The 13,220-nt window shown below is 72.9% G+C and carries 10 protein-coding genes; 9 read left to right on the forward strand and 1 reads right to left on the reverse strand.

The features are described from left to right. Nucleotides 1–3: 3 nt before the first annotated feature. Genes ACIPN7_RS15000 through ACIPN7_RS15020 form a run of 5 tightly spaced genes read left to right on the forward strand, consistent with a single transcriptional unit; the run spans nt 4 to nt 7,728 of the window. Nucleotides 4–978 carry a Rossmann-like and DUF2520 domain-containing protein gene (locus ACIPN7_RS15000; protein WP_400543432.1) on the forward strand — a complete coding sequence of 325 codons (975 nt, stop codon included), beginning with the start codon at nt 4–6 and terminating at the stop codon, nt 976–978. Continuing rightward, a complete protein-coding gene (gene panC, locus ACIPN7_RS15005; protein ID WP_400543435.1) occupies nt 975–1,901 on the forward strand; it encodes a pantoate--beta-alanine ligase in 927 nt (308 codons plus the stop codon). The genes ACIPN7_RS15000 and panC overlap by 4 nt, the downstream gene beginning before the upstream one ends. 4 nt (nt 1,902–1,905) lie before the next feature. Beyond that, nucleotides 1,906–2,412, forward strand: coding sequence for an aspartate 1-decarboxylase (gene panD / locus ACIPN7_RS15010; protein ID WP_020017944.1), 507 nt, complete (start codon nt 1,906–1,908; stop codon nt 2,410–2,412). Beyond that, complete coding sequence (locus ACIPN7_RS15015) at nt 2,409–4,082, forward strand: L-aspartate oxidase (RefSeq protein ID WP_400543439.1); 1,674 nt, start codon at nt 2,409–2,411, stop codon at nt 4,080–4,082. Before panD ends, ACIPN7_RS15015 begins: the two co-directional genes overlap by 4 nt. 16 nt (nt 4,083–4,098) lie before the next feature. Further along, nucleotides 4,099–7,728 (forward strand): hydantoinase B/oxoprolinase family protein, encoded by a 3,630-nt coding sequence (locus ACIPN7_RS15020; RefSeq protein ID WP_400543442.1) that lies wholly within the window; start codon nt 4,099–4,101, stop codon nt 7,726–7,728. 6 nt (nt 7,729–7,734) lie between these two features. On the opposite strand, the gene ACIPN7_RS15025 is transcribed toward ACIPN7_RS15020, so the two are convergent. Next, nucleotides 7,735–9,858, reverse strand: coding sequence for a hypothetical protein (locus ACIPN7_RS15025; RefSeq protein ID WP_400543445.1), 2,124 nt, complete (start codon nt 9,856–9,858; stop codon nt 7,735–7,737). 45 nt (nt 9,859–9,903) lie between these two features. Here ACIPN7_RS15025 and nadC point away from each other — a divergent pair, with 45 nt between their 5' ends. From nadC to ACIPN7_RS15045, 4 genes are all read left to right on the forward strand, one after another. Further along, on the forward strand, nt 9,904–10,833 hold the full coding sequence (gene nadC / locus ACIPN7_RS15030) for a carboxylating nicotinate-nucleotide diphosphorylase (RefSeq protein WP_400543448.1): 930 nt from the start codon (nt 9,904–9,906) through the stop codon (nt 10,831–10,833). 78 nt (nt 10,834–10,911) lie between these two features. After that, nucleotides 10,912–12,465 carry a lysine--tRNA ligase gene (gene lysS, locus ACIPN7_RS15035; protein ID WP_400543451.1) on the forward strand — a complete coding sequence of 518 codons (1,554 nt, stop codon included), beginning with the start codon at nt 10,912–10,914 and terminating at the stop codon, nt 12,463–12,465. Between the two features lie 39 nt (nt 12,466–12,504). Continuing rightward, a complete protein-coding gene (locus ACIPN7_RS15040; protein ID WP_285105366.1) occupies nt 12,505–12,687 on the forward strand; it encodes a hypothetical protein in 183 nt (60 codons plus the stop codon). 175 nt (nt 12,688–12,862) lie between these two features. After that, nucleotides 12,863–13,192 (forward strand): Lsr2 family protein, encoded by a 330-nt coding sequence (locus ACIPN7_RS15045; RefSeq protein WP_400543454.1) that lies wholly within the window; start codon nt 12,863–12,865, stop codon nt 13,190–13,192. Nucleotides 13,193–13,220: the final 28 nt, after the last annotated feature.

Below are 13,220 nucleotides of genomic sequence, written 5' to 3' on the forward strand. Positions count from 1 at the left end.
CCGTTGAGTGACCCCGACGAGGCGGTCCGCCGGCCCGGTCGGCTGGGCGTCGGTGTGGTGGGCGCGGGACGCGTGGGCGCGGTGCTCGGCAACGCGCTGCGGGCCGCGGGACACGCGGTGGTCGGCGCGAGCGGCATCTCGGAGGACTCCCGGGAGCGTATCGAGACGCTCCTGCCCGGCGTCCCCAACCTCGAGGTGCCCGACGTCGTGGAGCGGGCCGAGCTGGTCCTGCTCGCGGTGCCCGACGACGCCCTGGGCCCCCTGGTCTCCGGCCTCGCCGACACGGGGGCCTGGCAGCCGGGGCAGCTCGCGATCCACACGTCCGGCCGCTTCGGGACCGCCGTCCTGGAGCCCGCCCGGCTGGGCGGCGCGATCCCGCTCGCGATCCACCCCGCCATGACGTTCACCGGGACGTCGCTCGACCTGGCCCGGCTGGAGGGCTGCACGTTCGCCGTGACCGCGCCCGCGCCCGTGCTGCCCATCGGGCAGGCGCTCGTGGTCGAGATCGGCGGCGAGCCCGTGGTCGTGGACGAGCAGGCGCGCGGGCTGTACCACGCGGCCCTCGCGCACGGCGCGAACCACCTCGTGGTGCTCGTGGCGCAGGCCGCGCAGGCGCTGGAGGCGGCCGGCGTCGAGCTGCCCGGCCGGGTGCTCGCCCCGCTCCTGTCGGCGGCCCTGGAGCAGGCCACGCGGTCCGCGGACGCGCGCGACGGCGTCGGGCCGGGCGCCATCTCCGCACTCACCGGACCGGTGTCCCGGGGCGATGTCGGCACCGTGCGCAGCCACCTGACCGAGCTGAGCGCGCTGGCCGCCGCCAGCGGCGCCACCGACATCCCCGACAGCTACATCGAGCTCGCCCGCGGGGCCACGCGCCGCGCGCTGGCGAGCCACCGCATCGGCGACACCGCCGCACAGGCCCTGCTGGACGCGCTGGACGGCGCCAGCGGGGAGTCGCACGCAGGAAGGAAACGACAGTGAGCACCGAGGCCACGGACACCCGTACCCCGCTCGTGGTCCGCACCCGCCCCGAGCTGCAGGACGCCCAGATGCGCTGGGCCCTCACCGGACCCGTGGAGGGCGCCGACGCCGGGCCGGGGCAGCGCGCCGTCGTCATGACCATGGGCGCGCTGCACGAGGGCCACCTGGAGCTCGTGCGCCGGGCGCGCACGGAGGCCGGGCCGAACGGTCAGGTGGTCGTGACCATCTTCGTCAACCCGCTCCAGTTCGGGGCGGGCGAGGACCTCGACACGTACCCCCGCGACCTGGACGGCGACGTCGCCAAGCTGGCCGGCGTCGGGGCCGACGTCGTCTTCGCGCCCACGCCCGACGTCGTCTACCCGGACGGCGACCCCGTGGTGCGGGTGTCCGCCGGGCGGATCGGGGAGGTGCTGGAGGGTGCGTCCCGCCCCGGGCACCTGGACGGCGTGCTCACCGTGGTGCTCAAGCTGATGCACCTGGTGCGGCCCGACGTTGCGCTGTTCGGCGAGAAGGACGCCCAGCAGCTCCTGGCCGTGCGCCGCATGGTGCGTGACCTGGAGGTGCCGGTCGCGGTGGTGGGCGTGCCGACGGTGCGCGAGGGCGACGGCCTGGCCCTGTCCTCGCGCAACGCATACCTCGCGCCGGAGGAGCGCCAGCGGGCCCTGGCGCTGTCGCGCGCGTTGCGGGCGGGGGCCGCGGCCGCGGACCGCGGCGCCCCGGGTGTGATCAACGACGCGCGCGAAGTGCTGGACGGGGCCGACGGCGTCGTGGTCGACTACCTGGCGCTCGTCGATCCGGTGACCGTGGACGCGGTCACCGACGACTTCTCCGGCCCCGCGCTGCTGCTCGTGGCCGCACGGGTGGGTTCCACCCGACTGATCGACAACCAGGCCGTCGAGGTCTCGCCCGAGGTCCAGAGGTAACACCATGAGCACCACCGAGCACCGTCCGCCCGTCGGCCGCCCCGCCTCGCTGCAGCGGCCGATGATGATCTCCAAGATCCACCGCGCCACCGTGACGCAGGCGGACCTGCACTACGTCGGTTCCATCACCGTGGACGCCGACCTGCTCGACGCCGCCGACCTCGTGCCCGGCCAGCAGGTCGACGTGGTCGACGTGACCAACGGCGCCCGGCTGACCACCTACGTGATCCCCGGCGAGCCCGGCTCCGGCCAGATCTGCATCAACGGCGCGGCCGCCCACCTGGTCAGCCCGGGCGACGTCGTCATCCTCATCGGCTACGGCATGCTCTCCGACCACGACGCGCGCACGTTCCTGCCGCACGTCGTGTTCGTCGACGGGGACAACCGCATCGTCGAGATCAACGACGAGCCCGGGCACGTGCCCGACGGCTACGGGCTGGAGGAGAGCGGCCTGCCGATCGAGCCGTTCCAGCACGCCGGCCTGGTGCGCACGGCGTCGGGCCGGGCGTGAGCAACACGCCCGGACCGGGACCGCGCCTGGCCCGGTCCCTCGCGGCCCCCGCGCCCGGTTGGACGGTCGAGGCCGACGCCATCGTCGTCGGCTCCGGGATCGCGGGCCTCACTGCGGCGCTGGAGCTCCGCACGCGTGTGCCGCGCGTGGTGCTCGTGACCAAGGGTGAGCTGTCCTCCGGCTCGACCGTGTGGGCGCAGGGCGGCATCGCCGCCGCGCTCGACCCGTCCGACTCGCCCGAGGCGCACCTGGCGGACACGCTCGCCGCCGGCGGCGGCCTGTCCGACCCGGCGGCCGTGCAGGTGCTGGTCACCGAGGGCCCGGCCCGCGTGCGGGAGCTCGTCGCGCGCGGCGCCGTCTTCGACAAGGCTGCCGACGGCGACATCGCGCTCACCCGCGAGGGCGGCCACCACGCCGACCGCATCGCGCACGCCGGCGGCGACGCCACGGGCGCGGAGATCTCCCGCGCGCTCGTCGCGCAGATCGAGGCCGTGCGGCACGACCCGGGCATCGAGGTGGTCGAGAACGCGCTCGTGCTGGACGTGCTGACCACGGCGGGCGGGCGCGCCTGCGGCGTGACCCTGCACGTGCGGGGCACGGGCTCGCGCGACGGCGTCGGCGCCGTCCTGGCCCCCGCCGTCGTGCTGGCGACCGGCGGGATCGGGCAGGTGTTCCGGTCCTCCACCAACCCGGCGGGGGCGACGGGCGACGGGATCGCCGCGGCGCTCCGGGCGGGCGCGGTGCTGGGCGACCTGGAGTTCGTGCAGTTCCACCCGACCGTCCTGTGGCTCGGCTCGGGCGCCAAGGGGCAGCTCCCGCTCATCTCGGAGGCCGTCCGCGGCGAGGGCGCGCTGCTGCTCGACGTCAACGGGCACCGCTTCATGCCGGGTGTGCACGAGATGGCCGAGCTGGCGCCGCGGGACGTCGTCGCGCACGCGATCGTGCGGCAGATGGCCGCCACCGGCGCGGACAACGTGCTGCTCGACGCCCGCCACCTCGGCCGGGAGTTCCTGCGCACGCGGTTCCCGACGATCAACGCGCGGCTGCTGCAGTCCGGCATCGACTGGTCCGAGGAGCCGGTGCCCGTGGCGCCCGCCCAGCACTACCACTCGGGCGGCGTGGTGACCGACCTCGACGGGCGGTCCTCGGTGGACGGGCTGTACGCGGTCGGCGAGGTCGCGTGCACCGGCGTGCACGGGGCCAACCGGCTCGCGTCGAACTCGCTGCTGGAGGGCATCGTGTTCGCCTCGCGGGCGGCTCGGGACGTCGCGGAGCGGTTCGACGCGGGCGAGCTGAAGCAGGACGAACCGGCCGAACGGCCGGGCGGGTCGGCGCTGGTCGCGGCCGCGGCCCGGTCGCGGATCCAGAAGGTGACGTCGGCCGGGGCGGGCGTGATCCGGTCGGCCCGGTCCCTGGCCGAGGTCGACGAGCGGCTCGGCGCCGTGCGCGCCGACGCGCACCGGGCGGCCGACGTCGTGGCCGAGCCCCAGGCCGCCGAGTGGGAGACCACCAACGTGCACATGGTCGCCCGCGCCCTGACCCGGGCGGCGTGGCTGCGCGAGGAGACCCGCGGCGGCCACTACCGCACGGACTTCCCGCGTCCGGACGACGCCTGGCGGCGCCGGGTGCGGGTGCGGCTGGACGACGACGGGATGCTGACGGTCACCTGACCTAGCATCAGGGCCCATGGGCTGGGAATTCTGGATCGACCGGGGTGGCACGTTCACCGACGTCGTCGCACGCCACCCGGATGGCGCGCTGTCGACGTACAAGCTGCTCTCCGAGGACCCCGACCGGTACGCGGACGCCGCCGTGGCCGGCATCCAGCGGGTGCTCGCCGCGGCGGGGCAGACCGGTACGGAGCCCGTCGACGCCGTCCGCATGGGCACCACCGTCGCGACGAACGCGCTGCTGGAGCGGGCCGGCGAGCCCACGGTCCTGGTCGTCACGCGTGGCTTCGGTGACGCCCTGCGCATCGCGTACCAGAACCGGCCGCGCATCTTCGACCGGCACATCGTGCTGCCGGAACCCCTGTACACGCGCGTCGTCGAGGTCGACGAGCGGATCGATGCGCAGGGCACCGTCCTGCGGGCGCCCGACCTCGACGCTCTGCGGGTCGAGCTGGACCAGGCCTACCGTGACGGGTACCGCGCGGCAGCCGTCGTCTGCGTCCACTCCTACCTCTACCCGGACCACGAGCGGGCGGTCGCCGACGTGGCCACGCGCGCGGGCTTCACCCAGGTGAGCCGGTCAGCCGAGGTGAGCCCGCTGGTCAAGCTGGTGCCCCGCGGCGACACGACGGTGGTGGACGCCTACCTCTCCCCGGTGCTGCGCAGGTACGTCGACCGGGTGGCCGGCGACCTGACGGGTGTCCCGCTGCAGTTCATGCAGTCGAACGGCGGCCTGACCGAGGCCCACCGCTTCCGTGGCAAGGACGCGATCCTGTCCGGACCGGCGGGCGGGATCGTCGGCATGGTGCGGATGTCGGCGCTCGCCGGCTTCGACCACGTGATCGGGTTCGACATGGGCGGCACCTCGACCGACGTGTCGCACTACGCGGGCGAGCTCGAGCGCGTCTTCGACACCGACGTCGCCGGGGTGCGGGTGCGGGCCCCCATGCTCGACATCCACACCGTCGCGGCGGGCGGCGGATCGATCCTGCACTTCGACGGCAGCCGGTACCGCGTCGGCCCCGACTCCGCGGGCGCCGTCCCGGGGCCCGCCTGCTACCGCGGCGGTGGCCCGCTGACCGTGACGGACGCGAACGTGCTGCTCGGCAGGATCCAGCCGACGCACTTCCCGTCGGTGTTCGGCCCGCAGGGCGACCAGCCGCTCGACGCCGACGTCGTGCGCCGGAAGTTCGCCGAGCTCACGGACGTCATCGGTGACGGCAGGACGCCGGAGGAGGTGGCCGAGGGATTCCTCGCGGTGGCCGTGGCGAACATGGCCGGTGCGGTCAAGAAGATCACGGTGCGCAAGGGACACGACGTCACCCGGTACGCCCTGACCTCCTTCGGCGGCGCGGGCGGGCAGCACGCCTGCGCGGTGGCCGACGCCCTGGGGATCGAGACGGTGCTGGTGCCGCCGATGGCCGGCGTGCTCTCCGCGCTGGGGATCGGCCTCGCCGACACCACGGTCATGCGCGAGCAGGCGGTCGAGACCCCGCTGGTGCCCGGGGCGCTGGCCCGGCTCGCCGAGGTCGCCGACGCCCTGGAGCACACCGCCCGAGCCGACCTGGCCGGGCAGGGCGTGCCGGCCGAGGCCGGGGTCGTGGTCAACCGGCGCGTCCACCTGCGTTACGACGGCACCGACACGACGGTGGTGGTGCGGCTCGGCGGCCTCGACGCGATGGTGGACCAGTTCGAGGCGGCGCATCGGACCATGTACTCGTTCCTGCTGGACCGCGCGCTCGTTGTCGAGGCGATCTCGGTGGAGTCCGTGGCCCTCACGGCGCAGCCGGACCTCTCGGCGTCGGGCCTCTCCGCGCCGGGCACCAGGCCGGATGTCGGAGCGGGCACCACGGACTCCGAACCGCCCGTCGAGACCGTGCGGGTGTTCGCCGGCGGGGCCTGGCACGACTGCCCCCTGTACCGGCGGGAGAGCCTCGCTCCTGGTCAGGTCGTGGTCGGGCCGGCGGTCCTGGTCGAGGAGAACGCGACCACGGTGGTCGAGCCGGGCTGGCGCGCCGAGGCGAGCACCACGGGACACCTCGTCGTCCGCAGGTCCGAGCCGCGCGCACGCGACGAGGTGTCCGCCGTCGCCGACCCGGTGCTGCTGGAGATCTTCAACAGCCTCTTCATGTCGATCGCCGAGCAGATGGGTTCGCGCCTGGAGGCGACGGCCCAGTCGGTGAACATCAAGGAGCGCCTCGACTTCTCGTGCGCGCTGTTCGACCCCGACGGCAACCTGGTGGCGAACGCGCCGCACATCCCGGTGCACCTCGGCTCCATGGGCACCTCCGTGAAAGAGGTGATCGTCCGGCGCCGCGGGACGATGCGGCCGGGCGACACGTTCGCGGTCAACGACCCGTTCCACGGCGGGACCCACCTGCCGGACATCACCGTGATCACCCCGGTCTTCGCCGAGCCCGGTGCCGGTGACGAGCCCCGAACCGGTGACGACGAGATCCTGTACTACGTGGCGTCCCGCGGCCACCACGCCGAGATCGGCGGGATCGCGCCGGGATCCATGCCCGCCAACAGCACGGACATCCATCAGGAGGGCGTGCTCCTCGACAACTGGCTGCTCGTCCAGGGCGGGCGGTTCCGTGAGGCCGAGACCCGGGACCTGCTGGCCTCGGCGCGCTGGCCCTCCCGGGGGATCGACACCAACCTCGCCGACCTGCGCGCCCAGGTGGCCGCGAATGCCAAGGGCGTCGAGGAGATCCACGCGATGGTGGCCCGGTACGGGCTCGACGTCGTCCAGGCCTACATGCGCCACGTCCAGGACAACGCGGCCGAGGCGGTACGCCGCGTGATCGACACGCTGTCCGACGGCGAGCTGGAGTACACCACCGACAGCGGCGCGACCATCGCCGTGCACGTCCGGGTCGACCGGGCCGCCCGGCGCGCCACCATCGACTTCACCGGCACGTCCGCCCAGCTCGCCACGAACTTCAACGCGCCGTCGTCCGTGGCGACCGCCGCCGTGCTGTACGTGTTCCGGACCCTGGTCGCGGACGACATCCCGCTCAACGACGGCTGCCTGCGGCCCCTGTCGATCGTGATCCCGCCCGGCACCATGCTGTCGCCGCGGTACCCGGCCGCCGTGGTGGCCGGGAACGTCGAGACCAGCCAGGCGATCACGGGTGCGCTGTACGGCGCGCTCGGCGTCCAGGCCGAGGGTTCGGGGACGATGAACAACCTGACCTTCGGCGACGCGACGCGGCAGTACTACGAGACCATCGCGTCCGGCTCCGGGGCCGGGGACGGGTTCGACGGCGCACCGGCCGTGCAGACGCACATGACCAACTCGCGGCTCACCGACCCCGAGGTGCTGGAGATGCGGTTCCCCGTACTGGTGCGGGACTTCTCGGTGCGCACGGGGTCCGGTGGGGAAGGGCGCTGGCGTGGCGGGGACGGTGTCTCGCGGGCACTGGAGTTCCGCGAGCCGATGAGTGCCAGCCTCCTGACCGGGCACCGGCGCGTGGCGCCCTACGGGATGGCCGGGGGCGCGCCGGGCGCGCTGGGCAGCAACGGCGTGCGGCGCGCCGACGGCACCGTGGAGAGCCTTGCCGGCTGCGACCGCGTGGAGCTCGGCGCCGGGGACGTGCTGGTCATCGAGACCCCGGGCGGGGGCGGCTACGGCGAGCCGTAGTGGGTCTCAGCCGCGGACGCGTCGCCGGACCTCCGAGCTCAGCCGGGTCGCCAGCTTGCCCAGCGGCCGCGGCAGCACCGCCATGCGCTCCAGCAGGCGCGCGACGGCGGCGACCAGGAACAGCCACGCGAGCACGGCCGGTGCGGTCACGAGCTGCGCGACGTCGGGCCATCGCCAGACGAAGAGGATGAGCCCCGCTCCTGCCAGGACGACCCCCAGGGCGAGCAGCCACGAGACGACCGTCCCGATCACGATCACCGGGCCGAGCCGCGCCCGCCGCGCCCGCTCGGACTCGACGACGCCCATGAGCGCGCGGTTCCGGGCGGCGAGGGAGGCCGCATGGCGGTGGTCGTCGACCGCACCCGTGTCCCCGTCCGGAGCGTGGTCGAGTGTCGCGGCCGCGACGAGCGTGTCCAGCACAAGGGGCGCCACCGACTCCATCGCGGCGAGCGCCTGGCCGTAGCGGGCGGCCGCGCCCAGGTTGCTGGCCTCCGAGGCCACGACCTCGTGGTACTCGGCTCGCAGGCTCGCCACGGACCGGGCGATCGTCTGCAGGTCGCCGGCGTCCCGGCCGACGGCCGCGGTGGCCAGCACCACGGTTGCCGTGCCCTCGTGGCTGAGCCAGACGTCGTCATCGGCCGTGACCTGCCGCAGGGCGCTCACGAGCCGTGACACGGCGCCCCGGAGAACGGGTGCCGCGGAGTCGACGTCCTGCACCAGGACGAGGAAGCCCACCCAGTCGAGCAGGCGCAGGATGTCGGGTGCGCTCAGCCCCGACCGGTCCAGCCTGTCCAGGCCCTCGGCGAACGCGCGCACGTCCGCACTGCTCGCGGCCGTCTCGCAGCCGAGAAGCAGGACCTCGGAGAGCTTATCGCCCGGGGAGAGGGCCCGGACCCGTGCGACGGCATCCGCCGTCAGGCCGTCCTGGGCGTCGACGGCGCAGAGGATCTGCACGGCGGCCAGCGCCGACGAGATGGTCATGCCGTCGTAGAACAGGGACGGGAGCAGGGCGTGCAGCTCCCGGTCCTGCCGGGGGTCCCACTGCTCGGTCCCGGTGGACGGGACCGTGCGGCAGTAGTAGCTGGCCGCGACCACGACGTTGCGGGTCGGGAAGGGGTCGAGCGCCGGTCCACGGAGCAGCGACGCCGGGTCGGTCGCGAAGAAGTCGCGGGCCAGGACATGCTGCCGCGCACTCGCCCGGCCCGTGAAGAGCACGGTGCCGGCGTCGTCGGCGGCCTCTGTCGCGAGCACCAGCCCGCCGTTGCGCGTCGCCTCGATGAACCGGTGGGGATCCGCCGTGTCGGCCGTCGACACGACGTGCAGGTTGGGCCGGGCCCGCAACCAGGACTCCGCCGGGTCGTCCTGGCGTACCCGGTGCGCGTTCCGCAGGTGACCCAGCGTCGCGGCCAACGGTGTGTCCGTGCTGGACGGCCACACGACGACCTCGGGCGTGCCGGTGCACGCGTACTCGATGCAGTTGGCGAGGAGCCCGACGGCACCGTGCCAGTCCAGGGGCATCGCGGAGACGACCACACGCCAGGGGACGTGCTCGGCGGAGACGGCGAGCAGCGGCTCGCCGTCCTCGCTCTCGACGACGGTCACCAGCCCGGACAGGGCCGACGACGGGATCGAGAGCCACGAGGTGAGGTCGCCGAGCTGGCCGGACCTGCTCAGCTCGGCGTCCAGTTCGATGTGGAACGGGTAGCGGACGACCGGGCTGGCCGGCTCGGCGATCCGGGGACGGGCCGGGGCGGCGCCGCGGCGGTCGAAGGTCAGCGACGATCCGTCCGGTGTCTCGAGGTGCAGGTCGGCTGCGGTGAACTGGTGCAGCAGGACGAGACCCCGACCCTGGGCGAGGAACGCCGTGATCTCCTCGGCGTGCTCCCGCACGGCGGCCCCGACGCGCCCGTCAGGGTGTCGTAGCGCGTTGGAGGCGAAGACCACCGCGTCGTACTGCGACCCGGTCAGCGTGGCCAGGAGCGGGCCGCACTCCGCGTCGCGCACGACGTCGACGGCGACCGGCTTGCCCGCGGTGGTGAGCCTGGCGCTCGCGTCGACGACCGACCGGCCGTCGTCCGCGTGGTACTGGCGGGTGGACTCCAGGCCGTCGACGAGCAGGGCGATGCGCACGCCGCCCAGGCTAGCCGTCGGCCGCCCTCCGGATACGGTGACCCGGTGAGCACCCTCCCCGTCTTCGCCACCGCCTCCACGGTCACTCCCGGCCTCGACCCCGCCTGGGTCGCCCGCACGGTCGAGGTCGCCCTCGACGAGGACCTGGGCCTCGCCCCGGGCCGGGACGTGACCTCGCAGGCGACCATCCCGCCGTCGGCCACGGGGTTGGCCGACCTCGTGGCGCGCGAGGAGGGTGTGGTCGCGGGCCTCGTGGTGGTGCAGGAGGTGCTGGACCAGGTCGCCGCCCGGCTGGCCCTGCCCGCCCCGGGCGTCGTGTTCCACGCGCAGGACGGCGACGCCGTGACCGCGGGTCAGGTGCTGGCGAGCCTGGAGGGCCGCACGCAGGTGCTGCTCGTGGCCGAGCGCACCCTGCTCAACCTGGCCAGCCGCGCGTCCGGCGTCGCGACCGCCACGCGCGCGTTCGCCCGCGAGCTGGAGGGCACGGGTGCCCAGGTGCTCGACACCCGCAAGACCACCCCCGGCCTGCGCGCCCTGCAGAAGTACGCCGTGCGCGCGGGCGGCGGCACCAACAAGCGCATGGGCCTGTACGACGTGGCCATGGTCAAGGACAACCACGTGGTCGCGGCCGGCTCGGTCGCCGCGGCGACCCGGGCCGTGCGCGAGATGTTTCCCGAGGTCCAGATCCAGGTCGAGGCCGACACGACGGCCCAGGCGCTGGAGGCCCTGGCCTCGGGCGCGGACTTCCTGCTGCTCGACAACATGGAGCCGGCCCGCCTCGCGGAGACGGTCGCCGCCGTCCGCGAGCGGGAGGGGAAGGACGGCGTCCCGGCGCACGTCGAGCTCGAGGCGACGGGCAACCTGACGCTCGGCAAGGCGCGGGAGGTCGCGGCCACGGGTGTGGACTTCCTGTCGGTGGGCGCGCTGACGCACAGCGCGCCCATCCTGGACCTGGCCCTGGACCTGCGCGCCTGATCCTTTTTCTCCGGGAATCCGGGATATCCGCCCGGTCCGGTGTGTCCAACCGGGCGGATAAAGAGAACTCGGCGGGTGATGCGCACCGATAGAATCGCCTCCGTGACGACCGAGAACCCCGCTGCCGAGAACGCCGCGACCCCGCCGACCGACGACCTGCCCGAGCAGCTGCGGATCCGGCGCGAGAAGCGTGAGCGCCTCCTGGCGCAGGGCACCGAGGCCTACCCGGTCAGCCTTCCGGTCACCGACACGATCGCGGAGGTCCGGGAGAAGTACGGGCACCTCGAGGCGGGCCAGGAGACGGACGACGTCGTCGGCGTGGCCGGCCGCGTCGTGTTCGTCCGCATCGGCGGCAAGCTGTGCTTCGTCACGCTGCAGGACGGCGAGGGCAACCGCCTCCAGGGCATGCTGAGCCTGGCCGTGCTCGGCGAGGAGGCGCTGGCCGCCTTCAAGTCCGACGTCGACCTGGGCGACCACCTCTTCCTGCACGGCCGCGTCGGCGCGTCGCGGCGGGGCGAGCTGAGCATCTTCGCCGACGAGTGGCGCATGGCGGCCAAGTCCCTGCGGCCCCTCCCGGTGCTGCACAAGGACCTGTCCGAGGAGGCGCGGGTCCGGCAGCGGTACGTGGACCTCATCGCGCGTCCCGCGGCCCGCGACATGGTGCGCCTGCGCTCCGGCGTGGTGCGTTCCCTGCGGGAGAACTTCTATCGGCGCAGCTTTCTCGAGGTCGAGACGCCGATGCTGCAGACCATTGCCTCCGGCGCCACGGCGCGCCCTTTCTCGACGCACATGAATGCGTACGACCTGGAGCTCTTCCTGCGGATCGCGCCGGAGATCTTCCTGAAGAAGGCGGTCGTCGGCGGGGTCGAGAAGGTTTTCGAGATCAACCGCAACTTCCGCAACGAGGGCGCCGACTCGTCGCACTCGCCGGAGTTCGCGATGCTCGAGGCGTACGAGGCCTACGGCGATTACAACACCATCGGCGCGCTCACCCAGGACCTGGTGCAGACCGCGGCGCAGGACGTTCTCGGCACCACGCTCGTGACCCTTCCGGACGGCTCCGAGTACGAGCTGGGCGGGGAATGGGCAAATCTGCGGATGTACGACACACTCTCCGAAAGCCTGGGCGAGGAGATCACCGCCGCCACCTCCGTCGAGGAGCTCGAGAAGATCGCCGAGCGGCTCGATGTCGAGGTCGGCAACAAGAAGATCCTGAATCACGGAAAGCTCGTCGAGACGCTCTGGGAGCACCGGGTGGGCGACCACCTGACGGCACCGACGTTCGTCCGGGATTTCCCCGTCGAGACGTCGCCGCTCACGCGCGACCACCGCTCGGAAAAGGGCCAGGTCGAGAAGTGGGACCTGTACGTGCGCGGCTTCGAGCTGGCCACGGGCTATTCCGAGCTGGTCGACCCGGTGATCCAGCGCCAGCGCTTCGAGGCGCAGGCCAGGATGGCCGCGGCCGGCGACGACGAGGCCATGCTGCTCGACGAGGATTTCCTGACCGCGATGGAATTCGCGATGCCCCCTTCGGGCGGAATGGGCATGGGCATCGACCGCCTGCTCATGGCTCTGACGGGCCACGGTATCCGGGAGACCATCCTTTTCCCGCTGGTGAAGCCGCAGGCCTGAGGATTTCGGTCGCGCAGACGAGTATGTGAGGATCTTGTGATGGATACGACGCTTGCGGTGCTCGCGGGGCTGACGCCCTCGGTCGGGGTCGGCCTGTTGTTCTGGTTTGCGATGCGAAAGATCCTCCGGGCGGACCGCCACGAGCGTGAGGCTCTCGAGCGAATGGACCGCGAGGGCATGACGGCGACGGCGGAAAACACCAGGAATTCCGCTTCGCACTGATCCGCGCGGGTGAGGTTATCCGCACCCGCCTTCGCGGATCAAATCCACGCACTTCACGAACCCGGGTGAAGTTTTCGTGATCGGTGTCACATGCTCATTATTGACATGTCAATATTGAGTGCGGCATGCTCGCGAACTAACCCCGGAATTTGTGGCGCGGAAGGGAAGTACCCGTATGGTTCAGAAGGTTCAGCTTGTTCTCGAAGACGACATCGATGGCGGTGCCGCCGACGAGACCGTGAACTTCGGCCTCGACGGCGTCTCCTACGAGATCGACCTCAATGCCGAGCACGCGGCCCAGCTGCGTGATTCGCTCGCTTCGTGGGTCGGCCACGCTCGCAAGGTGAAGTCCGCGGTCGCGCGGACCACCACCACGCGCCGGTCCCGTTCCGGAAGCGACACCGCAGCGGTGCGTGAATGGGCCAAGGCCAACGGCTACACGGTCAGCGACCGTGGGCGTATCTCGGCCGAGGTGCAGGACGCCTACGCGAAGGCGAACGGCTGACGCCGACGTACTCACGACGGCACATCGC

The organism is Promicromonospora sp. NPDC090134, assembly GCF_044746965.1.
GTDB lineage: Bacteria > Actinomycetota > Actinomycetes > Actinomycetales > Cellulomonadaceae > Promicromonospora.

What these genes read in the sequence shown, in the direction of transcription:
- ACIPN7_RS15045 (WP_400543454.1), top strand. Translation starts at nt 12,863, where the DNA reads ATGGTTCAGAAGGTTCAGCTTGTTCTCGAAGACGACATCGATGGCGGT.
- lysS (WP_400543451.1), top strand. Translation starts at nt 10,912, where the DNA reads ATGCGCACCGATAGAATCGCCTCCGTGACGACCGAGAACCCCGCTGCC.
- ACIPN7_RS15020 (WP_400543442.1), top strand. Translation starts at nt 4,099, where the DNA reads ATGGGCTGGGAATTCTGGATCGACCGGGGTGGCACGTTCACCGACGTC.
- panD (WP_020017944.1), top strand. Translation starts at nt 1,906, where the DNA reads ATGAGCACCACCGAGCACCGTCCGCCCGTCGGCCGCCCCGCCTCGCTG.
- ACIPN7_RS15040 (WP_285105366.1), top strand. Translation starts at nt 12,505, where the DNA reads ATGGATACGACGCTTGCGGTGCTCGCGGGGCTGACGCCCTCGGTCGGG.